The sequence below is a fragment of the Hymenobacter psychrophilus genome, from assembly GCF_900107135.1.
GTDB lineage: Bacteria > Bacteroidota > Bacteroidia > Cytophagales > Hymenobacteraceae > Hymenobacter > Hymenobacter psychrophilus.
Genome location: NZ_FNOV01000010.1, coordinates 36,600 through 54,971, shown reverse-complemented (window position 1 = coordinate 54,971; position 18,372 = coordinate 36,600). Strand labels below are relative to the sequence as shown.

The following is an 18,372-nucleotide window of genomic DNA, read 5'->3' as shown; positions in this document are numbered from 1 at the left end:
TTACCTGTTGCCAAGCCCTCCTGCCTCGGCTGACAACGTTAGCGTCCGATTAAAACTCCCAACTCTAGTTTACCACCTGTTTCCACTACTACTGCCGCTGTTCATGCGCCTCTGGTTTCCCTTATTTCTGCTGTTACTGAGCAGCCCGCCTGCTTTTGCTCAAACCACCCGCCTGCACGGCCGGGTGCTCGATGCCGCCACGGACCAACCGGTGCCGTTTGCCTCGGTGGGCGTGGCCGGGCAGCCCTTCGGCACGGTGGCCGATTCGGCAGGGCGGTTTGCCTTTCTGCTGCCCGATTCGGTGGCAGCCGGAGCGCGGGTGCTGGCCTCGGGCGTGGGCTACGCTACCGCCGCCGTACCCGCCACCGCGCCGCCTGCTGCCGGGGCCACAGTGCGGCTGCAGCCCGTTGCGGTGGCCCTGGCGGCCGTAACGGTGCGGCCGGGCAAGGTGCGCACCCGCACCACGGGCCGCACCGGCAGCTCTAGCTTCATGACGGCCCGCCTCTACACCGAGCCCGGCGCGGGCCAGGATGAGCGGGCCAAGGAACAGGGCACCGTGCTGGCCCTGCCGCCCGACTGCCACCTGCGCACCCTGCGCCTGCACGTCGCCTTCAACCGCTTCCGATCCGTGACGTTCCGCCTGAATCTGTATGGCGTGCAGCAGGGGCTCCCCGACCAGCCGCTGCTAAGCCAGGATATTCGCTTCACCGTAACCCAGCCCCGGGGTTGGGTGGAAGTCGACCTGGAACCCTACCGCCTGTATTTCCAGAACCGGCGCGAGGTGGCGGCCACTATCCAGTGGCTGCACAGTGAGGCCCGCCCCGACAGCGCCACGGGCTTTGCGCTGTCGGCCGTGCCGGGGCCGGGCCACACGGTGCTCACCCGCGACAAAAGCCAGGCCCGCTGGCAGTCTTCGCCCGGCTACCTCAGCCTGCAGCTAGTGCTCGATGAGTATCCGCAGAAGGGCCGCCCGATGGTTCCGGCCGCTACTCCCGAACCGGCCGTATCGCTGCCCGACAGCCTGCGCTACCTGCAACGCATTATGGCCCTGGAAGAGCGGCAGGCCGCCGCGGTCAGGCCGGCCGCATCCGATTCGGTGCCTTACGGCCGCAACCCAGCGGCCGGCCACTACCTGCCGGTGCGCGGGGGCCGGCTCTACTACGAGCGTTACGGCCACGGCACCCCGCTGCTGCTGCTGCACGGCAACGGCCAGTCAATAGCCGCGTTCCGGCTCCAGCTAACCGAGCTGGCCCGGCACTACGACGTGCTGGCCCTCGACACCCGCGCCCAGGGCCGCAGCCCGGACGCCACTACCGCCGACTTCACCTACGAGCTGTTCGCCCAGGACGTGGCCCAGCTGCTCGATAGTCTGCACCTGGGCCCGGTGGATGTGCTAGGCTGGAGCGATGGCGGCAACACGGCCCTGGCGTTGGCCCTGGCCCGCCCCGCCGCCGTGCGCCGCCTCGTGCTCATGGGGGCCAACCTGTTCCCCGCCGCCATAGCGCCCGACTACCTGGCCCTGTTCCGCGAGCAGCTCCGCCAGGCCCAGCTCCACCCCGATCCGCAGGCGCCTAATGCCACCCGGCTGCTCCGGCTGCTCCTGCAGGAACCGCGCATGCGCTTCGCGCAGCTGGCCGGCATCCGGGCCCCGGTACTGGTAATGGCCGGCGCGCACGATGCGGTGCTGGAAGCCCACACGCGCCAGCTGGCCCGCAGCCTGCCGCAGGGCGAAGTACTGATTCTGCCCAACGCCACGCACTACGCCCCTCAGGAGGTCCCGGCAGCATTCAACCGGGCAGTCCGGGAATTTCTGGCGCGGCCCTAAAAGAGGCCTGATAGCTACTCATCAGGACCCGCCACAAAATCCGACTACGGCTAAGGCCACGACCAGCGGCTCCCCGGTAGATGCCCTGACTGCCGATTCGCCCGTTGGGCAGCTACGGGTGGGGTTACGGCCCCGGCAGCCCGCCTTATGTTCCCGGCTGCACCAAGGTCACCTCGTCGCGGGTGAAATCGAAGCGTTTCTTATCGACCTGGCCCCGGCACATAACCACACCGGGCGGGGCCAGCTTGCCCTTCTGGTCGGGCTCGGTGGCAGCCTGGCCGGTTACTTCCACAGTAGCCACCAGCTCACCATTACGCCGCAGCTCCCAGGGCCCGGGCAGCAGGGTTCCCGTCGGGTAGCCCACCAGAAAGGTTTCCTTGGGCGAGTTGGGGATAATATCGAGAACCTGCATGAGTGGAAGAATAAAGAGCTAATGGAGTACCTAAAGGTAGCTAGGCCCGGGCCTTTAAGCTGCGTATTCGGTTTTGATGCGCGTATCAAAACCGAATACGCAGTCCACGCACCATCCGGGTGCGATTGAAATCGGGGTGGTGGCGGTGCAGAAGGTAGTTAAACTCATCGGACACAGGCAAAACTGCCTCTGGTTCTGAACCAGCATGGCGATAAAAGACCCCGCACCCCGCAGACAGCCCGGCGCCTACAAAAAAGCGGCGGCCCGTTGCCGGACCGCCGCTTTCCAGGGAACAACTACCACTACACGGCGATGCTGTCGAGGCCTTTCTGCAGGGCAATTTCCTGCTGGCCGGACATGGCCGTACCTTCCACCCGGTATACCGTCACATCGGTCATGCCCAAGAAACCGAGGACGGCTTTCAGGTAGGGGGCTACAAAGTCGTAACCGGCGGCGGGGCCTTCGGAATAAACGCCGCCGCTGGCCATGGCTCTGTACACCTTTTTGCCCGTTACCAGGCCTACGGGAGCATTGTCCACGTATTTGAACGTGACACCAGCCCGCGCGATATGGTCGACCTAGGCTTTAAGCGTGGAGGAAATGTCGAAGTTGTAGAGCGGGGCCCCCGATAACGATAACGTCGGCGGCCTGAATCTCAGCAATGGCATCGTCGGAATGCTTGGCGGCGGCCTGTTGCTCGGGCGTGCGGTCGGGAGCCGGCGTGAACAACGACTTCAGTTTGGCCTCTTCCAAGTGCGGAAAAGGGCTGGTAGCCAGGTCGCGGACTGTTACGGTGCTACCCGAATTGGCAGCCTGCAGTTTTTCCACGATGGCATCACCGAGCTTGATGCTGTACGAATCGGTGCCACGGGGACTGGAGATGACGTTGAGAACATTCATGCTTGAAAAGAGAACTTTGATCGGTCTCGCTTGACCCGGCAGCTCCCGGAGCAGGCGGCCATCCATGAATCAATCCCCTTTCTTTTTTATTTTTCTGCTCACTATGCTTTCGATAGCTGCAATTCGCTTGAAAGTTGCTGGGCGGGACCGGTAGCGCATATATGGCGCAATCGACCCCGCCCAGCGGCGGGCACTTAATTTTTGGCGGGCAGCCTGGGTCCGGTTCGCCAACGGTTGCCGGAGCGGGCGCGGCCCCGGAGCGGCCCTACCCCTCCACAGCGCGCAGCGGCACGGGATGCAGCACCAGCCAGATCAGCTCGCGCAGGATTTCGCCGTCGCTCATCGAGCCCGAGTCGATGCCCTTGCTCTGGGCGTCGGCGCGGCGGATGAGGTGCACCAGGTCGCGACAGCGGCCGAAGTCGAACACCTTGAGGCCGGTCTGGTAATCGCGGCGCTGAATGGGAAAGCGCAGGCCCATTTTCAGCCAGTCGGCCTCGCTGGGGTTGCCGATTTGGTGCAGGGCCAGCAGGCGCGAGAAGAAGTTGAACAGCAGCGTGAGGTTGGGGATGATGGGGTTGTTTTTGGGGTTGGCCTCGAAGTAGAGCAGGATGCGGTTGGCCTTGAGCACGTCACGGCGCACTAGGGCGCTCTGCAGCTCAAAAATGTTGTAGTCCTTGCTGATGCCCACCATGCGCTGCACTAGGTCCTCGTCGATGCTATGGCCGGGCAGCAGGTTAAGCAGCATCTTATCCACCTCGTTGGTGAGCCGGCTCAGCTCGCTGCCGATGTATTCGGCCAGCATGTTGGTGGCCTGGGGCGTAATCTGCTGGCCCTTGCTGCGCACGTAGGCCGTGAGCCAGGGCGCTACCTGGTTGTCGTAGAGCTTCTTGCTGGTGAGCAGCACGGTGCCGGCGGGGGCGGGCGTTTTCTTGTCGCCAGCTAGCAGCTTGCCCAGCTTCTTGCGGGCGTCGAGGGTTTTGTGCTTGTAGCAGAACACCAGCACGGTGCTCTGCAACGGTTTTTTGAGGTAGGCTTCCAGAAACGCCCAGGCCTTGTCGCTCTCGAGGTCGGCCACCGCCTGCGCTTCCTTCACAATCACTACCGAGTGTTCGGCCATCATCGGGTAGCGCTTGGCCTGGCCCAGAATGCCGGCCACGTCGGTGTCTTTACCATAGAGCACTACCTGATTGAAGCCCTTGTCGGCCTCAGGCAGCACGTGCTTTTCCAGCAAATCGGCCAGCAAATCGATGTAGTACGGCTCCTCCCCTTGCAGAAAGTACACGGGCGCGAACTGCCGCTGCTTAAGCTGAGCCAGGATTTCGTCGGGCGTGGCGGTCAATGAGTGAATGAGTGAATGGGTGAATGAGTGCGTTGGTCTGTCAGACCTTTTCAACTCGGATAGACAAAGGTACCATCGGGGCTTTTACCTTTGTTGCTAAGTTACGCGCAACTGGCTAGCGGCTTTGCGTTCGTTCATCTTCACGCCGAGCGGCTCATTCACCGAGTCACTCATTCACTCATTCACCCATTGGATTTAATAGACGAACTGCGCTGGCGCGGCATGTTTCACGACATGATGCCCGGCACCGAAGAGCATCTACGCCAGAATGCGCCCATCAGCGGCTACATCGGCTTCGACCCCACTGCGCCCTCGCTGCACATCGGCAACCTGGCCACCATTATGCTGCTGGTGCATTTGCAGCGCGCCGGCCACCGCCCGCTGGCCCTGGTAGGCGGCGCCACCGGCATGATTGGCGACCCCTCAGGCAAATCGGCCGAGCGCAACCTGCTCGATGAAACGGCCCTGCGCCGCAACCAGGCCGGCATTCAGGCCCAGCTGGAGAAGTTCCTGGTCTTCGACGACTCGCCTACCGGCGCGCTGGTAGTCAACAACTACGACTGGTTCAAGGACTTTGGCTTCCTGGGCTTCCTGCGGGAAGTGGGCAAGCACCTGACGGTGAACTATATGATGGCTAAGGATTCGGTGAAGCGCCGCATCAGCGGCGACGAAAACTCGGGCGCCGAGGGCCTGAGCTATACCGAATTCAGCTACCAGCTGCTGCAGGGCTACGATTTCGTGCACCTGTTCCGCACCTACGGCTGCACCCTGCAAATGGGCGCTTCCGACCAGTGGGGCAACATCACGACCGGTACCGAGCTCATCCGCCGCATGGGCGGCGGCGACCAACACAACGATTCACCGAGTAACTCAGCCACTCAGTCGCCAAAGGCCTACGCCCTCACCGGCCAGCTTATCACCAAGGCCGACGGCACCAAATACGGCAAGAGCGAAACCGGCACCGTCTGGCTCGACGCCTCGCTGACCAGCCCCTACCAGTTCTACCAGTTCTTCCTCAACGCCGCCGACGCCGACGTGCCCCGCCTCATCCGCGTGTTCACGCTGCTGACCAAGGAGGAAATTGAGGCCCTGGAAGCCGAGCACGCCGAAGCGCCCCACAAGCGTACCCTGCAGAAGGCCCTGGCCGAGCAGGTAACCACCCGCGTGCACGGCGCCCCGGCCTACGAGGCTGCCCTGGCCGCCTCGCAGGTGCTGTTTGGCGGCGGCGAGCTGGCTTCGCTCGACGAAGCCACCCTGCTCGACGTGTTTGCCGGCGTACCCCGGGTAGAAGTGCCCCGCGCCGAGCTGGCCGAAATGAACGTCGTCAGCCTGCTGAGCGAGGCCACCGGCGGCGTTATCTTCCCCTCCAAAGGCGAGGCCCGCAAAATGATGCAGGCCGGCGGCGTAAGCCTGAACCGCGAAAAAGCCACCCCCGAACAACTGGCCACCGACGTAACGCCCCTGCTGGGCCAGTACATCGTGGCCCAAAAAGGCAAGAAGAACTACTTCCTGCTGAAGCTGGTGTAAAATTTAGAGGTAAGAGGTGAGAACTTAGAGAGGCAGACCTTTTCACCTGTGTCCTACTTCTAAGCACTTACTTCTAAGCTCAAAATTCTAAGTTCTCACCTCTAAGTTCTCACCTCTAACCTCTAAGTTCTAAGCTCTAAAAAAAGAGGCCCCGCCGAATATCGGCGGGGCCTCTTTCTGCATAGCAACGGCCGCAAAAGCGGCCGGGCTACTTACTTCTTCTTGGCGGGGGCAGCCTTCTTGGCGGCACCAGCGGCCGGAGCAGCCTTCTTAGCGGCACCAGCAGCAGCACCGGCAGCCGGTGCTTCGTTCTTCTGGTTCTGCACCTCGGTGCGGATTTCCTGGGCCATGTTCTTCAGCTCCTGCATGCCTTTGCGCACGCGGGTACCGGCGGCCGAGTTCTGCTTGTCGTAGAACTTCTCGAAGTCACCTTCGAGCGACATTACGAGGTCCTTCAGTTTGCTAAAATTGCTCATCTGGGAGGGGGGTATGTGGTGTGGAAGAGAAAAGATTCGGCCCCAATATACAGGGATTTCAAATACAAGCAAGTTGTAAAGTTTTTTTCTCAAACCCCCACTACGGCCCCATGAAGGCCTTTTTAGTCGTTCAATCGGTCCCGACACCCTCGGCGAGCCGTAACCTGTTCTCAAAAAAGTACTAAATGCAAAAGCCAGCTTCCGGGGCGGAAGCTGGCTTTTGCATTTAGGCGGGGCGAAGCTACTCTGCCAGCCAGACAGGCGCTTCGGTTTTGGAATAAAGTCCTTTTGCGAGCTTTTCCTGCACTATCTCGAAGGCCTTAATGGTCTGCTCCACGTCGTCGAGCGTGTGCACGGCCGTCGGAATAAGACGGAGCATGATGACATCTTTCGGCACTACCGGATACACCACAATAGAGCAGAAAATGCCGTAATTTTCACGCAAATCGAAGGTTATCTGCACTGCGTCGCCAATCTGGCCAGCCAGCATCACGGGGGTTACGGGCGAAGAGGTAGTACCGAGGTTGAAGCCTTTCTCGCGCAAACCGCTCTGCAGGGCCCGCACGATGGTCCAGAGGTTCTCCTTCAACTCGGGCTTGGTGCGCAGCAGCTCCAAGCGCTTGAGCGCCCCCACTACCAGCGGCATGGGCAGGCTTTTGGCGAAAATCTGGCTGCGCATGTTGTAGCGCAAATATTCAATTACGTTCTCGGGGCCGGCCACGAACGCGCCAATGCTGGCCATGCTCTTGGCAAAGGTCGAAAAATAAAGGTCGATGCCGTCCTGCACACCCTGTTCTTCGCCCGTTCCGGCGCCCGTAGCGCCCATTGTGCCGAAGCCGTGGGCGTCATCCACGAACAGGCGGAACTGGAACTTCTCCTTCAGCTTGAGCACGCCGCGCAGGTCGCCCTGGTTTCCCGACATGCCGAATACGCCCTCGGTAATAACCAGAATGCCGCCGCCGGTTTGGTCGATGATGCGCTGAGCGCGCTCGAGCTGCTTTTCGAGGCTGGCCATGTCGTTATGCACGTACACGAAGCGCTTGCCCGCATGCAGACGCACCCCGTCGATGATGCATGCGTGCGACTCGGCGTCGTACACGATTACGTCGTGGCGGCCCACCATGGCGTCGATAATCGACACGACGCCCTGGTAACCGAAGTTGAGCAGCATGCAGTCGGGCTTGTTGATGAACTCGGCCAGCTCATTCTCCAGCTGCTCGTGCAGGTTGGAGTTGCCCGACATCATGCGGGCGCCCATGGGCAGGGCCATGCCGAAATCGGCGGCCGCCTCGGCATCGGCGCGGCGTACTTCGGGATGGTTGGCCAGGCCCAGGTAGTTGTTCAGGCTCCAGGTGAGCACCTCTTTGCCGCGGAAAATCATGCGGGGCTTGATTTCGCCCTCCAGTTTAGGGAAAGCGAAATAGCCGTGTGCGTAGCTCGAGTGGGTGCCCAGCGGGCCGCGATTGGCGGCAATCTTTTCAAATAGATCCACGAGGGAACGGGTTGAATGTGAAACGGAATCGACGGGGTTGATTGCGACCTTAACCGCCGGAAGTTGTACAAAGTTATGGCAATCCGCAAAGGTAATCCTTCGCCGCACGGTATCCAACGCCCGCCGAATTCGTGCCGCCCGTTTTTTGGTGCGCCCGGAAGGTCGTTTCTTTGGGTGTCAGAACGCTAATCATCACCCATGGAAACGTCATGCTGAGCCAAAGTGCAAGCCATCGTCGAAGCATCTCTACCGCTTCGCTGCACCACCCTTGTCTGGCATTTCAGCGAGGCGGTAGAGATGCTGCGGCTTCGCTCAGCCTGACGCTCAGTTTCTGGTCTGTTTCACTCGCTACCCGCCCCTTCGCTCCCACCTCATGACAAAAATCAAGAAGCTCCTCGTTGCCAACCGCGGCGAAATTGCCCTACGCATCCTCCGCTCGGCCAAGGAAATGGGCATTGCCACCGTGGCTATCTTCTCCGAGGCCGACCGCAACGCTTTGCACGTGCGCTACGCCGACGAGGCCGTGTGCGTGGGCCCGCCCGCCAGCAAAGACAGCTACCTGCGGGGCGACAAAATCCTGGAAATCTGCCGCCAGCTCGGCGTTGATGCCATCCATCCGGGCTACGGCTTCCTGAGTGAAAACGCCGAATTCGCCCGCCAGGTCACGGAGGCCGGACTAATTTTCGTGGGTCCCTCGCCCGAGGCCATGAACATCATGGGCGACAAGCTCTCGGCTAAGCAGGCGGTGAAAGCCTACGACATCCCCCTGGTACCCGGCACCGATGAGGCCATTTCCGACGTGCAGGAGGCCCGGCGCATTGCCGCCGAGGTTGGTTTTCCCATCCTGATCAAGGCTTCGGCCGGCGGCGGCGGCAAAGGCATGCGCATCGTGAACTCCGACACCGAGTTTGAGGAGCAGATGCAGCTGGCCATCAACGAGGCCGTATCGGCTTTCGGCAACGGGGCCGTGTTCATCGAGAAGTTCGTAACCGGCCCGCGCCACATCGAAATTCAGGTATTGGGCGACGAGCACGGCAACATTGTGCATTTGTTTGAGCGCGAGTGCAGCATCCAGCGCCGCCACCAGAAAGTAATTGAGGAGGCGCCCTCGTCGGTGCTCACGCCCGAACTGCGGGCCGAAATGGGCCGTTGCGCCGTGGCCGTGGCCCGGGCCTGCAGCTACGCCGGGGCCGGCACCGTGGAATTCCTGCTTGATGACAAGCACAACTTCTACTTCCTGGAGATGAACACTCGCCTGCAGGTGGAGCACCCGGTAACCGAGCAAATCACCGGCCTCGACCTGGTGAAGGAGCAGATTCGGGTGGCCGAGGGCCAGCCCCTGCCCTTCCAGCAGGAAGACCTGACGATAACCGGCCATTCGCTGGAGCTGCGCGTGTACGCCGAAGACCCGCAGAACAACTTCCTGCCCGACATCGGCACGCTCACCACCTACGTGCGCCCCCAGGGCCCCGGCGTACGCGTGGATGACGGCTTCGAGCAGGGCATGGAAATCCCGATTTACTACGACCCCATGATTGCCAAGCTCGTGGTACACGGCGCGACCCGCACCGAGGCCATTGCCCGCATGCTGCGCGCCATCGAGGAGTACCAGATTACCGGCATCGAAACCACGCTGGCCTTCGGAACCTACGTGCTGAACCACCCCGCCTTCGTCAGCGGAAACTTCGACACCAACTTCATCCGCGACCATTTCCCGGCCGACGCCCTGCAGCCCGGCGCCCCCGACGAAGCCACCGCCCAGGTAGCCGCCGTGCTGGCCGCCATGCTGCTCTCGGATAAGAAGCCCGGCGCTACCACCGCCGCCACGTCGGAAGCGTCGGCGGTGGTTGGTTCGGCCTGGAAGCGGAACCGGCTGGGGGTGCGGTAGTGCGGGTGCCCTGCTTAAGCCGTCATACAATTAAGGCGTCTCTATCAACTATATAGCCGTTTTGTGAACATTGCACTTGGTTGTAGAGACGCATCTTTGCGTCCCGTCGTTCGCGCCGCTGTTACGTTGTCGTTCAACGCAAAGACGCGTCTCTACAACCAAGTGCAATGTTCACAAAACGGCTATAGCACATTAGTTAAAGACTCCTATTCTAGCCCCACCACCTCTTCCGAAACAGCCGCCACTTCCAGACCTGGCCAGCGGCATTAGGCTCAGTAGGCGGGTAGGCAGAAACCACCACTATTCCACCAAGCAATAGCGCGCGACCCGATGGGTTGCGCGCTATTGCTTTTTAGGCGCAGAAAAACAACTCTGTAGCATAAGCAGTTATAGTCTCTTTCCCCCACCCGAAGGCGGCTGCACTCTTGGTCCGGCCTTGGGGGAATCCGGCGTAAAGCCCTTGTCCGCTTAGGGCGGGTGGCGCGGCGCCGGCTCACCAGTTAGCTCTTTCTTATGCAACCCTACCAGAACCTCCACCAGCAGTACATTGACGGCGAATGGCGCGACGGCCGCACCGCCGATACCATTGAAGACCTGAACCCTTTCGACGGGCAGACGCTGCTCACCTTCCAGGCCGCCGGCCTCGATGAGCTGAACGAAGCCTACGAAGCCGCCCACCGCGCCGCCCCGGCCTGGGCCGACGTGCTACCGCAGGAGCGGCGCAACATCCTGCTCAAGGCCGCCGAGCTGCTGCTGGCCCGCCAGGATGAGTTTGCCGGCTGGCTGGCCCGCGAATCGGGCAGTGCCCCGGCCAAGGCGACCATTGAGGTGATGGCAGCCCGCGAGATTATCCTGGAGGCGGCCTCCTTCCCTACCCGCCTGCACGGCCTGATTCTGCCCTCGAGCACGCCCGGCAAGGAAAGCCGCGTGTACCGCCGCCCGCTGGGCGTCATTGGCATTATCAGCCCCTGGAACTTCCCGCTGCACCTGTCCATGCGCTCCATTGCGCCGGCCCTGGCCTGCGGCAACGCCATCGTGGTGAAACCCGCCTCCCAGACGCCCGCTACGGGGGGTACGCTGGTGGCCAAGCTCTTCGAGGAAGCCGGCCTGCCCAAGGGCGTGTTCAACGTGGTAGTAGGCAAATCGTCGGTTATCGGCGACGCCTTCGTGGTGCACCCCGTGCCGAAGATGATTTCCTTCACCGGCTCCACGCCCGTGGGTAAGGGCATTGGGAAGCTGGCCGGGGAGCACCTGAAGAAAGTGGCCCTGGAGCTGGGCGGCAACAACGTGTTCATCGTGCTCGAAGACGCCGATATCGACCGCGCCGTGGATGCGGGCATGATGGGCAAGTTCATGCACCAGGGCCAGATCTGCATGTCCATCAACCGCTTCCTCATCCATGAGAAAGTGTACGACGAGTTCCGCGATAAATTCCTGGCCCGCACCAAGGCCCTGCACGCCGGCAACCCCACCGACCAGCAAACTCAGATTGGCCCGCTCATCGATGAAAAGCAGGTCAAGCGTATTCAGCAGGATATTGAGGCCAGCGTGAAGCTGGGCGCCAAGCTGGAAACCGGCGGTCAGGCTGAGGGCGCGCTGCTCCAACCCACCGTGCTATCGAACGTGCGCAACGACATGCCCATCGCCGAAAACGAAATCTTCGGCCCGGTAGCCGGCCTGATTTCGTTTAAGGACGAAGCCGAAATGCTGCAAATGGCCAACTCCGTCGACTTCGGCCTGAGCGGCGCCATCCACACCCGCGACGTGGAGCACGGCGTACTACTGGCCCGCCGGATTGAAACCGGCATGATCCACGTAAACGACCAGACGGTGAACGACCAGGCCAACGCCCCTTTCGGCGGCGAAAAAGGCTCCGGCATGGGCCGCTTCGGCGGCGAGTGGGTGATGGATGAAATGACCCGGGTGCAGTGGGTAACTGTGCAGCACGAACCCCGCCAGTACCCCATTTAACCTGTAGTTGCAATTAGCCAAAAGCCAAACGGCCTCCCCGAGTTTCGGGGAGGCCGTTTGCCGTTTATGGGCTGCCTAGTGCGCCCCGGTTAGCGGATCGGTTAAATCAGCTCCGTGATTTCGCGCACGCCAACCGGCCGCTCGCGGGTGAAGCCTTCGCCATATTGCGCCCCGATAAGGTGGCCGAACTCGCGGGCCCTCGCCTCCATAAAGTCGCTGAACGCGGGCGTAGACAGGTAAGTGGCCGGCTCCTGGCTGTTGGGGTCGTGGAACTGGGTTTTGTATGCTTGAATGGATTCCCACTTTTTGGGCCAGTGCGCCGTAATATCCACCACGAAGTCGGCAGGAATCTGGCGGTCTTGGATGTAGTGGTACACCACGCGGGGACGCCAAGGGGCCTGGGGCTGGCCATCTTCGCCCAGAGTTTCAATCATGCGCAGGCCCGAGAGGAAACAAGCCTCGGTGGCCAGCTGGGCGGCGCGGCCGTGGTCGGGGTGCCGGTCGTGGATGGCGTTGCAGAGCACCACATCGGGCTGGTAGCGACGGATGGCTGCTACCAGCAGCAACTGGTGTTCCCGGTCGTTGCGAAAAAAGCCGTCGGCCATGCCCAGGTTCTCGCGGGCATCGAGGCTCAAAATGCGGCTGGCCCGCTCCGACTCCTCGGCCCGGGTTTCAGGCGTGCCGCGGGTGCCCAGCTCGCCGCGGGTGAAATCGATAATGCCAATGGTTTTGCCCGCCGCCGCCGCCGCCAGCAGCGTGCCGGAGCAGGACATCTCCACATCATCGGGGTGGGCCCCGAGGGCTAGTACATCTAGTTTCATTCTAAAAGCTTAGGGTCTGAGTTTAACGGGCCGGGATATCAAGCGCCCCCGCCCCTACTTAATCCGCAGCATGCGGCCGATGCGCAGTGTACCAGTACCGCCGTTGAGGCGGCGAAGCTGGGCCTGCGATACGCCGTATTTCTGAGAAATCTCCGACAGCGTGTCGCCACTCCGGATTTTGTGCGTTACCACCTTGCGCGCCTGGGTGGGCCGGGCCTTGCTACTACTGCTGCCACTCCCACTACCGGCTCCTGGTACGCTGCCTCCCCGGTAGCGGAGCGACTTGCTGTAGTAATCGAATAGCGCCGACGTAATTTGGAAGTTATCTTTTATGAGCTTGTAGTCGGGGAAGTCGTAAAGCTCGATGGGGTTGATGGGGTTGCCCTCGTAGCGCACTTCAAAATGCAGATGCGAGCCGCTACTCCGGCCCGTGCTGCCGCCGTAGCCAATCAGCTCGCCTGCCTTCACGAAGGTGCCGGGCGTTACCAAGGCCTTCTGCAGGTGGCCGTAGAGCGTTTCGATGCCGTTGTAATGGCGCACGAGAATGTAGTTGCCGTAGCCGCCGCCGTCCCACTTCACCAGGCGCACTACCCCATCAAAGGCAGTTTTCACCGAGTCGCCGGTATTCAGGTCGAGGTCGGTGCCATAGTGCCAGCGGTAGCCCCGGAAGCCGAAGCCGGAGGTGACGGGCGTGCGGGTGAGCGGCATTTTGGCGTAGCGCTGCCGCTCGGGCTCGGTAAGTCGCAGGTTAAGCGTGTCTTTGATACGGCGGCCATCAACCCGGTAGGGGTTGATGTTCTGGGTATCCCAGATGGCATAGTAGCCGGCTACCTGAATCCAGCTGGAGTCAATCTGCACCTGCTCCTTTACCTCCACAATGTGCTGCTCGCCCTCGTTGAGCGTAGTGGTGTCCTCGCTTACTATCGAGAGCTTGCGGGCCGGATTGAAGAAGATGGACTTGGCCGCCTCGGAGTTGTCGTCGGGCAACTCCTCGGTCTGGATGAGCACCGTCGTATCGGGCCGCACGTAGCGGATGGTAGGCGTTTTAATGCGGAAGAAGTCCTTCCGCTTGCCGGTTTCACCGGCTTTGGGTTTGGTGGGCACCTTGCGCCGCTGGGCCAGCAGCTGGCCGGGCAAGCCTAAAAACAGCCCGATCAGTAGCAGCGGCAGCAGCCAGTGTTTAACAAAATTCAGCAAGAGCAGGAAATTAATGAGTGAATGAGTGGATAAGTGAATGAGTGAATGCAGCAGACTCAACGCTTCAGCGAACCGGTTGGTATAGCTGTTATAGCCGGCCGGTTCGCTCATTCACTCATTCACTCATCCACCGCTTAGTCGCCCAGCGCGGCCAGGTAGCGTTCGGCGTCGAGGGCGGCCATGCAGCCGGTACCGGCGGCCGTTACGGCCTGGCGGTAGGTAAAGTCCTGTACATCGCCGCAGGCAAACACGCCATCAACGTTGGTTTTGCTGGTGCCGGGCAGGGTTTTGAGGTAGCCCTGATCGTCGTGATGCAGGTAGGGCTGGAAGATTTTAGAGTTAGGATCGTGGCCGATGGCGACAAAGAAGCCTTCGATGGCCAGCTCACGAGTAGTGCCCTCCAGTACGTTTTTCACCCGCACGGCCTCTACCACATGCTCGCCCAGGATTTCGTCGGTTACCGTGTGCCAGAGCACCTCAATCTTGGGGTTGTCAAGCACCCGCTTCTGCATGATTTTCGAAGCCTTCATCTCGCCCTTGCGCACAATCATGTACACTTTCGAGCACAGGTTTGCCAGGTACGTAGCCTCTTCAGCAGCCGTGTCGCCGGCGCCCACAATGGCCACATCTTTGCCGCGATAGAAGAACCCGTCGCACACGGCGCAGGCCGACACGCCCGAGCCGTTGAGGCGCTGCTCGGAGGGAAGTCCCAGCCACCTAGCCGAAGCCCCGGTGGCAATAATTACGGTGTCAGCCGTCAGTTCCAGCTTCTCGTCGATGGTAATGCGGCGCGGATGGGCCTCAAAGTCCACGGCCGTAGCAATGCCGTAGCGGATGTCGGTGCCGAAGCGCTCGGCCTGCTTTTTCAGGTCCTCCATCATTGCGGGGCCCATTACACCATCGGGGTAGCCAGGGAAGTTCTCCACGTCGTTGGTGATGGTGAGCTGCCCGCCGGGCTGCAGGCCCTGGTACATGACGGGGTTGAGGCCGGCGCGGGCGGCGTAAATGGCGGCGGTGTAGCCGGCCGGGCCGGAGCCGACAATCAGGCAGTGAATGTGTTCTGAAGAGGTAGTAGCCATACAATGGTAACGGCGGCGGGCCGGGCCCGCGCCGGGATGAGTTAAGATTGGAATCACAAAGGTAACAAGCCCGACCGGTTGGGTTGTTTTGGACGGGCTAAGTCACCTGCTTCTACCAACAAAAAACCCCAACCAATGGGTCAGGGTTTGATGCTAGTGGAGTAGAAAAACTACCCCAGGTACGGTTTCAGCGCTTTGCTGCGCGAGGTATGGCGCAGGCGGCGAATGGCCTTTTCCTTGATCTGCCGAACCCGCTCGCGGGTCAGGTTGAACTTCTCGCCAATTTCCTCCAGTGTGAGCGAGTGTTCCCCGTTCAGGCCAAAGTAGAGGGTGATAACGTCGGCTTCGCGCTTGGTGAGCGTGCTCAGAGCGCGCTGCACTTCCTTGCGGAGCGAGTCGTTCATCAGGCCCGTGTCGGGACTCTCCTCGTCCTCGTTTTCGAGCACGTCGAGCAGGCGGTTTTCCTCACCCTGTACGAAAGGAGCGTCCACCGACACGTGGCGGCCCGAAATCTTGAGCGTGTCCACCACTTCGGAGGTGGTCAGCTCCAGTACTTCGGCAATTTCTTCGGGCGAAGGCTCGCGCTCGAATTTCTGCTCCAGCTCCGAGAACGACTTGCTGATTTTGTTCAGCGAGCCAACCCGGTTCAAAGGCAGGCGCACAATGCGCGACTGCTCGGCCAACGCCTGCAGAATCGACTGGCGAATCCACCAAACGGCGTAAGAAATGAATTTGAAGCCGCGGGTTTCGTCGAAACGCTTGGCAGCCTTGATCAGGCCGAGGTTGCCCTCGTTGATCAGGTCGCCCAAGCTCAGGCCCTGGTTCTGGTACTGCTTGGCCACCGATACTACGAAGCGAAGGTTGGCTTTAGTCAGCTTTTCCAGGGCCAGCTGGTCGCCTTCCCGGATGCGTTGCGCCAGCGTTACCTCCTCGTCGGGAGTCAGCAGGTCCACTTTGCCAATCTCCTGGAGGTATTTATCCAGCGACTGGCTTTCGCGGTTGGTAATCTGCTTGCTGATTTTTAACTGTCTCATTGCGGGCGCGAGAGAATGAAATTAGTGATGCGTGTGCTTGTTAACGTCGTTTTCGATTCGTCGGGCGAATCCCCCCGTTCAACGGGTACCGGGCTCAGTTTAATGCAACGGCCCGGTACCCGCTAAAGTTCGGTACCGGCTGTTTTAAGCAGCACCGTTGGAGTCGGCAGCCCGCTCGGGCTTCGCCATGAGCACCTTCCGCGAGAGCCGGTATTTACCGGTTTTCTTGTCGATATCAAGCAGTTTCACGTCAATCTCCTGCCCTACCTCCAGCACGCCCTCAAGCGAAGCAAGCCGCTCGTGCGATACCTCCGAAATGTGCAACAGGCCGTCTTTGCCCGGCATGATTTCCACGAAGGCACCGTAGGGCTGAATGCTGCGCACTTTGCCTTTGTATGTCTCGCCCACTTCCGGCGTAGCGGCAATGGCGTTGATGCGGTCGATGGCGGCCTGCATGTCTTCCTGGTTGGAAGCGTAGATGCTTACGTGGCCCTTCTCGTCCTTCTCCTCGATGATCACCGTAGCGTTGGTGTCCTTCTGAATCTGCTGAATGACTTTGCCGCCGGGTCCGATTACGGCGCCGATGTACTCCTTATCAATCAGCATCTTGTGCGAGCGGGGCGTATGCGGCTTCAGCTCGGCAGCGGGGGTGGCAATGGTCTTGGCCATTTCGCCCAGGATGTGCAGGCGGCCTTCGCGGGCCTGGTGCAGGGCGGCGGTCATGATTTCGGCGCTCAGACCCTGGATTTTGATGTCCATCTGGCAAGCCACGATACCTTTCTCGGTGCCGGTTACTTTGAAGTCCATGTCGCCGAGGTGGTCCTCATCACCCAGGATGTCCGAAAGCACGGCGTATTCGCCGGTTTCCTTGTCCTGCACGAGGCCCATGGCGATACCCGAAACGGCAGCGCGCACCGGAATGCCGGCGTCCATGAGCGCCATCGAGCCGGCGCACACCGTGGCCATCGACGACGAGCCGTTCGACTCCAGGATATCCGACACGATGCGGACGGTGTAGGGGTTCTCGTCGTCGGAAGGCATCACCTTCTTGAGCGAGCGTTGGGCCAGGTTGCCGTGGCCGATTTCGCGACGGCCGGGGCCGCGGTTGGGCTTCACCTCGCCGGTCGAGAAGGCCGGGAAGTTGTAGTGCAGCATGAACTTGCTGTAGCCCGACGTCATGGCCGTGTCGATGATCTGCTCATCGAGCTTGGTGCCGAGGGCCACCGTGGTCAGCGACTGGGTTTCGCCGCGGGTGAACAAGGCCGAGCCGTGGGCCCCGGGCAGGTAGTTCACCTCGCTCCAGATGGGGCGAATCTGGGTCAGGGCGCGGCCGTCGAGGCGGGTGCGCTCCTTGATCATCATGTCGCGGATGCCTTTCTTTTCGGCCGAAGCGTAGTAGCGGCTGAACATTTTCTGGTCGAGCTCGGGGTTTTCTTCGAGCAGCTTCTCCAGCAACGGCTTCTTGATAGCGCCGAAAGCCTCCTTACGGCCGGCCTTGCTGGTGTTGCCCGATTTAGCCACGTCGTAGGCGCCCTGGTAAACGGCCTCCATCACGCGCTGCTTCAGCTCCTCGTTCTCAACGTACTTAGGGTAGTCGCGCTTTACCTTCGACTTCTCCACTTCAGCAGCCAGCTCCTGCTGGGCTTTCACCTGCAGCTTGATGGCCTCGTGAGCGTAAGCAATGGCTTCCACCATTTCCTCCTCGCTCACTTCATCCATTTCGCCTTCCACCATGGCCACCGAATCAGCGGTAGCACCTACAATCAGGTCGATGTCAGCGCGGGCGATGTCGGCGGTCAGGGGGTTGATTTGCAGCTTGCCGTCGATACGGGCCACGCGAACCTCCGAAATAGGACCGGCGAACGGGATATCGGAAATCGAGAGGGCAGCCGAAGCGGCCAGGGCGGCCAGCGCATCAGGCTGGACGGTCTTATCAGCCGAAATCAGGGTAATCATCACCTGCACCTCGTAGTGATAATCCTTGGGAAACATCGGGCGCAGGATGCGGTCCACAATGCGGCACACCAGGATTTCGTGGTCCGAGAGGCGGCCTTCGCGGCGCTGGAACGAGCCGGGAATGTTGCCGGCACCGCCGAACTTCTCCTGGTAGTCAACCGAGAGGGGCAGAAAATCCACCTCGCCGCGCGAGCTGGGCTGCGATACAACCGTAGCCAGCAGCATGGCGTCGCCGAGGCGCACCACTACGGCGCCGTCGGCAAATTTGGCCAGCTTGCCGGTTTCGAGGGAAATCTGCCGACCGTCGGGCAGGGTGATGTGCTTGGTAATGGCGTGGTAGTTGGGCATCGGGGTGCTTTAAGGGAAAGCGTGCAGCGGGCGAGCAGCCAAAAAAACGAGCCTCGACGGCTCTGTTTTGCTCTAAAAGAAAAGCATATCGAAATCTAAACAACAAA

The 18,372-nt window shown here is 61.1% G+C and carries 14 protein-coding genes and 1 pseudogene; 4 read left to right on the top strand and 11 right to left on the bottom strand.

The window, feature by feature from the left end; translation table 11 throughout:
• Window positions 1-103: 103 nt before the first annotated feature.
• Window positions 104-1,825: an alpha/beta fold hydrolase gene (locus BLW21_RS15250; RefSeq protein WP_092741580.1), complete on the top strand. Its 1,722-nt coding sequence runs from the start codon at window positions 104-106 to the stop codon at window positions 1,823-1,825.
• A 145-nt stretch (window positions 1,826-1,970) separates the two neighbouring features.
• Here the strand turns inward: BLW21_RS15250 and BLW21_RS15245 are convergent, their stop codons facing one another.
• From BLW21_RS15245 to holA, 4 genes are all read right to left on the bottom strand, one after another.
• Window positions 1,971-2,237, bottom strand: a complete 267-nt coding sequence (locus BLW21_RS15245) for a hypothetical protein (RefSeq protein ID WP_092741578.1) — start codon at window positions 2,235-2,237, stop codon at window positions 1,971-1,973.
• A gap of 302 nt (window positions 2,238-2,539) precedes the next feature.
• Complete coding sequence (locus tag BLW21_RS21975) at window positions 2,540-2,776, bottom strand: NAD(P)H-dependent oxidoreductase (RefSeq protein ID WP_217633877.1); 237 nt, start codon at window positions 2,774-2,776, stop codon at window positions 2,540-2,542.
• A 46-nt stretch (window positions 2,777-2,822) separates the two neighbouring features.
• A complete protein-coding gene (locus BLW21_RS21970) occupies window positions 2,823-3,137 on the bottom strand; it encodes an NAD(P)H-dependent oxidoreductase (protein WP_217633876.1) in 315 nt (104 codons plus the stop codon).
• Window positions 3,138-3,402: 265 nt separating this feature from the next.
• On the bottom strand, window positions 3,403-4,476 hold the full coding sequence (gene holA, locus BLW21_RS15235) for a DNA polymerase III subunit delta (protein ID WP_092741576.1): 1,074 nt from the start codon (window positions 4,474-4,476) through the stop codon (window positions 3,403-3,405).
• A gap of 189 nt (window positions 4,477-4,665) precedes the next feature.
• Between holA and tyrS the strand changes: the two genes are divergently transcribed.
• Window positions 4,666-6,003, top strand: coding sequence for a tyrosine--tRNA ligase (gene tyrS / locus BLW21_RS15230; protein ID WP_092741574.1), 1,338 nt, complete (start codon window positions 4,666-4,668; stop codon window positions 6,001-6,003).
• A gap of 305 nt (window positions 6,004-6,308) precedes the next feature.
• On the opposite strand, the pseudogene BLW21_RS22065 reads toward tyrS, so the two are convergent.
• Window positions 6,309-6,479, bottom strand: a pseudogene (locus tag BLW21_RS22065) (histone H1); the annotation flags it as partial.
• 241 nt (window positions 6,480-6,720) lie between these two features.
• On the bottom strand, window positions 6,721-7,971 hold the full coding sequence (locus tag BLW21_RS15220; protein ID WP_092741570.1) for an aminotransferase class I/II-fold pyridoxal phosphate-dependent enzyme: 1,251 nt from the start codon (window positions 7,969-7,971) through the stop codon (window positions 6,721-6,723).
• Window positions 7,972-8,344: 373 nt separating this feature from the next.
• Between BLW21_RS15220 and accC the strand changes: the two genes are divergently transcribed.
• Window positions 8,345-9,859 (top strand): acetyl-CoA carboxylase biotin carboxylase subunit, encoded by a 1,515-nt coding sequence (accC, locus tag BLW21_RS15215; RefSeq protein ID WP_092741568.1) that lies wholly within the window; start codon window positions 8,345-8,347, stop codon window positions 9,857-9,859.
• A gap of 513 nt (window positions 9,860-10,372) precedes the next feature.
• Window positions 10,373-11,830, top strand: a complete 1,458-nt coding sequence (locus BLW21_RS15210) for an aldehyde dehydrogenase family protein (protein ID WP_092741566.1) — start codon at window positions 10,373-10,375, stop codon at window positions 11,828-11,830.
• Between the two features lie 101 nt (window positions 11,831-11,931).
• Here the strand turns inward: BLW21_RS15210 and bshB1 are convergent, their stop codons facing one another.
• From bshB1 to pnp, 5 genes are all read right to left on the bottom strand, one after another.
• Window positions 11,932-12,651 carry a bacillithiol biosynthesis deacetylase BshB1 gene (gene bshB1 / locus BLW21_RS15205; RefSeq protein ID WP_092741564.1) on the bottom strand — a complete coding sequence of 240 codons (720 nt, stop codon included), beginning with the start codon at window positions 12,649-12,651 and terminating at the stop codon, window positions 11,932-11,934.
• A gap of 54 nt (window positions 12,652-12,705) precedes the next feature.
• Entirely contained in the window at window positions 12,706-13,848 is a 1,143-nt protein-coding gene (locus BLW21_RS15200) for a M23 family metallopeptidase (RefSeq protein WP_245711918.1), read from the bottom strand.
• A gap of 134 nt (window positions 13,849-13,982) precedes the next feature.
• Entirely contained in the window at window positions 13,983-14,927 is a 945-nt protein-coding gene (gene trxB / locus BLW21_RS15195) for a thioredoxin-disulfide reductase (RefSeq protein WP_092741560.1), read from the bottom strand.
• Between the two features lie 170 nt (window positions 14,928-15,097).
• Entirely contained in the window at window positions 15,098-15,961 is an 864-nt protein-coding gene (locus BLW21_RS15190; RefSeq protein ID WP_092741558.1) for a sigma-70 family RNA polymerase sigma factor, read from the bottom strand.
• A gap of 144 nt (window positions 15,962-16,105) precedes the next feature.
• Complete coding sequence (gene pnp / locus BLW21_RS15185) at window positions 16,106-18,265, bottom strand: polyribonucleotide nucleotidyltransferase (RefSeq protein ID WP_092741556.1); 2,160 nt, start codon at window positions 18,263-18,265, stop codon at window positions 16,106-16,108.
• Between the last annotated feature and the right edge of the window lie 107 nt (window positions 18,266-18,372).

Bases quoted from the DNA above. Each gene is read 5' to 3' on its own strand.
- bshB1 (WP_092741564.1), bottom strand. From the start codon at position 12,651: ATGAAACTAGATGTACTAGCCCTCGGGGCCCACCCCGATGATGTGGAG.
- pnp (WP_092741556.1), bottom strand. From the start codon at position 18,265: ATGCCCAACTACCACGCCATTACCAAGCACATCACCCTGCCCGACGGT.
- trxB (WP_092741560.1), bottom strand. From the start codon at position 14,927: ATGGCTACTACCTCTTCAGAACACATTCACTGCCTGATTGTCGGCTCC.
- BLW21_RS21970 (WP_217633876.1), bottom strand. From the start codon at position 3,137: ATGAATGTTCTCAACGTCATCTCCAGTCCCCGTGGCACCGATTCGTAC.
- accC (WP_092741568.1), top strand. From the start codon at position 8,345: ATGACAAAAATCAAGAAGCTCCTCGTTGCCAACCGCGGCGAAATTGCC.
- BLW21_RS15190 (WP_092741558.1), bottom strand. From the start codon at position 15,961: ATGAGACAGTTAAAAATCAGCAAGCAGATTACCAACCGCGAAAGCCAG.
- BLW21_RS15250 (WP_092741580.1), top strand. From the start codon at position 104: ATGCGCCTCTGGTTTCCCTTATTTCTGCTGTTACTGAGCAGCCCGCCT.
- BLW21_RS15210 (WP_092741566.1), top strand. From the start codon at position 10,373: ATGCAACCCTACCAGAACCTCCACCAGCAGTACATTGACGGCGAATGG.
- BLW21_RS15245 (WP_092741578.1), bottom strand. From the start codon at position 2,237: ATGCAGGTTCTCGATATTATCCCCAACTCGCCCAAGGAAACCTTTCTG.